At 66.6% G+C, this 5537-nt stretch carries 4 protein-coding genes; all 4 read right to left on the minus strand.

Going from position 1 to position 5537, the window contains the following annotated elements:
- Positions 1–136: 136 nt before the first annotated feature.
- The 4 genes from CZ674_RS06880 to CZ674_RS06890 are packed head-to-tail and all read right to left on the minus strand — an operon-like array spanning position 137 to position 5252.
- Complete coding sequence (locus tag CZ674_RS06880) at positions 137–1924, minus strand: glycosyl hydrolase family 18 protein (protein WP_086991800.1); 1788 nt, start codon at positions 1922–1924, stop codon at positions 137–139.
- Positions 1925–1932: 8 nt separating this feature from the next.
- Positions 1933–2361 (minus strand): hypothetical protein, encoded by a 429-nt coding sequence (locus CZ674_RS06885; protein ID WP_086991801.1) that lies wholly within the window; start codon positions 2359–2361, stop codon positions 1933–1935.
- 44 nt (positions 2362–2405) lie between these two features.
- Positions 2406–2540, minus strand: a complete 135-nt coding sequence (locus CZ674_RS14515) for a hypothetical protein (RefSeq protein ID WP_268802389.1) — start codon at positions 2538–2540, stop codon at positions 2406–2408.
- Positions 2541–2588: 48 nt separating this feature from the next.
- Complete coding sequence (locus CZ674_RS06890; protein WP_086991802.1) at positions 2589–5252, minus strand: phage tail protein; 2664 nt, start codon at positions 5250–5252, stop codon at positions 2589–2591.
- Positions 5253–5537 lie beyond the last annotated feature (285 nt).

A 5537-nucleotide genomic window follows, 5' to 3' on the forward strand; every position in this document is an offset into this window, starting at 1 on the left:
TCCTCTGCGAAGAGCCAGCAGCGACCATCGCAACAGCATCCCGCTTGAACTCATCAGAATAGATCTTCGGCACGATTGCCATCCTTCCAGCACGACCCCAGTCAGAAATCATGCGGTCATAGACTCAACCGAACCTTCAGCAGACCCGACCCTTCTCGCGGGTGTCCCACTCGTCGACGTCGCTGACCGGTCGGAACATGCCCTCGTTCCAGGTCACGCCGGTACGGGGGATGCGGCCGAGCACGCGTGACTGCGACCCGATCTGCACCGTCACTGCCTCGCGAGGCTGGTACCACCAGCCGTCGCCGACAAACACGCGGTCGACCCACAGGTCAGACTGCGCGGTGATCGCGACCGTGCCACCTGCCGGTGTCGTGTTCGCGTGCAGGACCCGAGGCAGCTCGCGCGTATCCGAGAGCGCGAAGTAGACGCGCGCGGACCCCTCACGGACCCGCAGCCCGAGCACGAAGCGACCCGAGCCTGCAGCGGCCCCCACGGGGCGAGAAGCGACGGCGGCAGTGCCTAGCACCGTCTGCCCCTTGCGGAGCCGCACAGTGCCGTTGGGGTGCGCCTCAGCGGTGATGCCGCGCACCGTCACGCCAGCCCAACCGGACTGCGCGAACTGCGCCTGCACCTGCAGGTACGTTGCGGAGTCGAAGTCGTGGTCGATGTTCAACTCACCATGCCCGCGGTACTGGTGGTAGCCACCGGTCGACCAGCGAGACCAAGACCCCGAGCCGACGTTGTAGAGCGAGTCGAGCTGCCCGGGAGTACCCGCGTTGTCGTCGAGGATCGTCGCGGCCGCTGGCGGTCGCTGGAGCGCTTCGATCGTGAGCGTGAACCCTTGCTTGGGTCCGACCAGATCGCCGCTGACAGCACGCACGCGCCGAGGCGTGAGCGCGTAGACGGCACCCGCCGTCGACGATGCGTTGTCGGCGATCGACCACAGGGGCGTGCCCGACGGTCGTCCATAGCGGACCGTGAACGGCTTGCCCTCGTACTCGTCGCGGATGATGCCTGACGCCTCCGCCCAGTCATAGGCCGAGCGCCAGTCGTAGACGTCGAGAAACCCCCACGCTGACTTAGAGCCGGGGTCGCGGTACGCGAGCCAGCCGATCCGGTGGTGCGAGCCCGAGCCGCCCGGGTTCCCCTCGGTGCCGTCCCACGCGCGGTAGCCGGTGAAGTGTTGCCACGCGGCGTAGTAGGTGCCCGAGCCGCCGCGGTAGATGCGGCCGCGGTTCTCGGGGTAGTCGTGAATCTGCCAGAAGTAGGAGTACAGCGGCAGGCCCATCATGAGTTTGTCGGGGTCGACCTGTGAGGTCGCCCAGTTGTAGACGTTCTCCAGCCAGTAGCCCGGCGACACCGGCCCGGGCGCGCTGCCCGACCAGGCGAAGTCATAGGACATGATCGCCATGCGGTCGAGAATCTGCCCGAGCTGTCGGTAGCGCACCCAGTCCTCGCCGCCGACTGATCCGTCGATGGTGAGCGGGGGGAGCGCGGCCGAGCATTCGAGGCCGCGGGAGTGTGCGACGTTCGCGACCTGCCGGAACAGCGCCTCAGCGGCGGGAGCATTCGATGCTGCCCCGCCTCGCTCAAGGTCAATGTCGATGCCCGACAGCCACGGGTACGCCTCGAGCACGTCGCCGAGATCGGAGACCAGACGGGCACGAGCGGTCGAGCTGTTCCGCAAGGCAGTGAAGATCGCGTCGTTACCGTCGTTTCTGAAACAGAGCCAGAACCTGATGTGCGGCCACTTCTCCCGGTACGGCTGCAGCAGGTCCGGGTCGAATGTTCGCGTGAGATTCCCCTGCGCGTCGACCTGCCAGCCGAAGATCGATATGTCGGTGATCCGGTCGCCGTACTTGTCGAGAGCCAGCCGCACACGCGCGGACCAGTTCATGCCCGCCCACACCCAAGTGCGCATGCGCCCTCCTAAGATCGATCCGACCAGCCGACAGTCATGTGCAGCGGCTGATCCGTGAGCACCTGCAGATGCCCGTCTGACCGCTCGGTGAGAACCGGCGGTCGGCCCCACCCAGTCGGAGCGGTGCTTGTCTCCGCGTCGGCCCACACAGGACCTGCGACGCGGCCGAATCGGAATGACCCGACCCGCACCTGCCCCGCGGCCGACGGGGTCACATCGACGCGCACAGGCGCGGCGCGGTCGCTGTTGGCGAGCACGATCACTTCATCAGCCGACCGAGGGACAACGCCGTTGCGCCACTGCCGCGGACCGGCGAGCGATCGCAGGTCGGCCGAGTTCGGGACAACGCCAGATGCCTCGCCCGGCTGCAGCTGCAGGTCAGTGACGTCGGCACCGTCTGACGATGCAGTGCCGACGTACTCAACCCTGACCGTCACAGACTCGACCCGCCCCAACGAAGCTGGGATGCGGGCGACGAGCCTCACGAGGCACCCGCCGACCACTGCATCTCAGTGACGTGCGGCAGCCAGCCCGACGGGTTCCCGCCAGGCTGCAACATCACGTCCGTGACGTCGACGCCTGCAGCGGGGTCGTCGACCTCCAGCCGGATAGTCATGCGAGCCACCCGGCCCTGCACTCGAATCTCACCTTGCACGATCGCCTCCTAGACCAGGTCGACGGGGATAGCGTCGCGAGTGCCGTCCTCGTACTCGACCGTGACGATCGCCCGAAGCGGCGGCACCGTGCCACCGGCCACAGGGTCGACCTGCAGCGACAGCGAATACACGTCGCGGTTGTCGGGCTGCACCGTCTGCTCAATCCACCGAGTGCCGGTCCCCTGAAAGCGCACCGCGTAGTCGCCAGTGCCGTCACCGTCGACCCGCTCGACACCTGACGACGCCCAGTGAGCGAGCCCATTGTCGAAACGCGCATTGCGCAGAAGGTTGAACGGCACCAGGTCGAACGCGGTGTTGCTGGAACCGGTCGTGAGTGCTCCCGCCTCAGTGCCGGTCGAGCTTCCAAGTTCACGCAGCTTGGCAGACAGAGTCACGCGGGACTGCCAAGGGCGGATCACATCATGTTCGACTCGAACGATGCGTTGCGTTTCCCGTATTCCCAACTCGTCGTCGACGACCGTCACGACGTCGCCGACGTCGAAGCGGTCAACCTCTTGCCCGCTGCGGTGGCTCAGGTCTGCGACCGTGAACTCGTACGAGAACGACGGCTTGGATCGGTTCGCGAGGGTCGCCGAGACCATCGACAGCATCGTGAACGGTGACGTGCCAGACGCGAAGTCATAAGTGGCCTCACGAACCTCGGACGTCCAGGTGAAGTCCTCGACGTACGGCAAGCCGTTGTTGACCGAGGCGATCGTCACGCCCTCCTCGTTACGGGCGTAGATTCTGGTGACCAGCGACGTCGTGTCGACGACCCGCTTCGACTCCGTCAACCCGCGCCCGTAGGCGAACGAAACACCCACGTCACGGCCGGACTGGGTCACGAGCGACACAGTCTTGTCAGCACTGTTGAAGATCAGATCGCCGCCGTGCTGCGACTGGATAGTGCGCAGCATCGACAGCGGGTTAGATTCTTCAACCGAGTAGGTGCGGCGGGTCGTCACAGTCACGGCCGCAATCGACCAGCCCGTGCCCTGCAGCGCATCCTCCATCGCGGCACCAGCAGGCACCTGAAGGTACTCGCGCGGGGGCAGCTGACCGGCGTAGGCGAGATCGTAGAACTCCGCCTCGCAGTACACCGTCGTCACCGGGGTTCGACCGTCGCGACCATCGGTCACACGTCGAATGCGGTAGCGGTCACCCGCGAGCTCGACCAGCCGCTCCGACTGGAACGCGGCAGCGTGCCGATGGTTGCGAGGGATCGAAAGCTCAGTCGTGTGCTCGCCGTTCACTTCCTCAGTGACGACCGCCGACAGTGCGTCGATGATTGCAGCCTCTGGCCCATCATCGCCCCACACAACGATCGGCGCGCGAGGGTACTGGGGAGGCGGCGGGGGAGTCCACGCCTGCGGCTGCACCGTCGCCGTGAACGATCGAGACACTGACCTGCCCCACTGATCGCGCAGCGTGACCGTGACCGGCAACTCACCGGCAGCCCAGCCCGAGGCGAGCGACAACGTCGTGCCCGACACCGAGGCCGACAGCCCAGGTGCAGCGACCGCCCACGCAGGCTCACCCGACCAGGTCGCATCCAAGGGGATCGTCGTCTGGTCGTTCTGCTCCAGCTCGACATCAGACAGCGGGGCCAGCGTCGGCATGGCGGGCAGAAGTGTCATGCCGGTGAACTGCTCACCGGCCGCGAGCGCTACCTGCCAGCGCAGCAGGCCAGAGAACACGGAGGGCAGAGCGCCCGTCGACCAGGTTGCCCCGTTGTCGGTCGACCAGTGTGGCGTGACCGATTCGCTGCCGGGCTCCGGCGGCGTCGACCACGACACCCGCTCCGCGCCAGTGCTGAACGCTTGTGGGTCAGTGGCGTGCACGGCCAGGTCAGTGACAGTCAGACGGGTGCGGGCCTCCTGCGAGGCACGAGCATCCGCGAAGCCGCCGAGCGCGAGCCGGTCGGCGAACAGTGCCAGGTCGAACCCCTCGCCGGGGTGCGCGACCATTACCTCGTCGATGTTGCCGGTGCTCCAATAGCCGGAGCCCTGCAGCGCCATCACATCGAGGTTCGCGGTCGCCGCCCCATTCGGAGCACCCGAGAGCGTACGCACCGGCCCGATGAACGGGTCGGCGGTGCCGCGACGAACCGACACGAGCTGCGAAGTACCCGCCGCGAGGTCGACCAGCTGACCATGCCACACCCACGCCTGCATGTCGCCACGCCACGGGGTGACCTCGTACTGGTCGAGCACGAGCGCACCGGCCGCACTGTAGACCTGCTGGCGGGGCGTGCCCGCCGCGTCCGTCGACAGGTACGCAAGCGGCGCATGGTCGGGGGTGCCGCGGGTGCTGAGGATCGGCGAGAAGCTCATGACGTACGCCTGCTGCGACCAGGCTCCGAACAGCAGCCTGCCGCTCGGCCCGGGCCACAGTCCCGGGAAGTACGGCAGCGTCACTCGCGACTGGTCCGTTGCCGGGGCCGCATTGTTCACACGCAGGAACCGGGCGAATGGCCCGGTGTCGCCAGCGAAGTTCGCTGCCGGGTTCTCGGTGTGCAGCTCCCAAGACCGGCCGGGGTTCACATCGTCAGCCCACGACGCGGCCCCGGCACCGTCCATACGAGTGAACGCGACCGGGTTCAGGTCGGGGTAGTCAAGCGGCGTTTCACCACTCCACGACAGGCGGTCGCCCCAGCCGGTGATGGTTGCCATGGTCACTGCCTCCTAGAGTTCGCGATCAGATCAGCCCGCGTGAGCGTGCCCGTCGACGAAACCGTGAACGGTGTCTCTTGCCCCGGCCATAGCTCCGGCCGATCGAGCGTTGACATGCTGCGCACGACCGACGCGACCGGGTCTGCTGAAGGTTCGGTTGAGTCTATGACCGCATGATTTCTGACTGGGGTCGTGCTGGAAGGATGGCAATCGTGCCGAAGATCTATTCTGATGAGTTCAAGCGGGATGCTGTTGCGATGGTCGCTGCTGGCTCTTCGCAGAGGA

The sequence above is a fragment of the Agrococcus casei LMG 22410 genome (assembly GCF_900163565.1).
GTDB lineage: Bacteria > Actinomycetota > Actinomycetes > Actinomycetales > Microbacteriaceae > Agrococcus > Agrococcus casei.

Excerpts from the sequence above, each read along its gene's own strand:
- CZ674_RS06880 (WP_086991800.1), bottom strand. The coding sequence starts at position 1,924 with ATGCGCACTTGGGTGTGGGCGGGCATGAACTGGTCCGCGCGTGTGCGG.
- CZ674_RS14515 (WP_268802389.1), bottom strand. The coding sequence starts at position 2,540 with ATGACTATCCGGCTGGAGGTCGACGACCCCGCTGCAGGCGTCGACGTC.
- CZ674_RS06890 (WP_086991802.1), bottom strand. The coding sequence starts at position 5,252 with ATGGCAACCATCACCGGCTGGGGCGACCGCCTGTCGTGGAGTGGTGAA.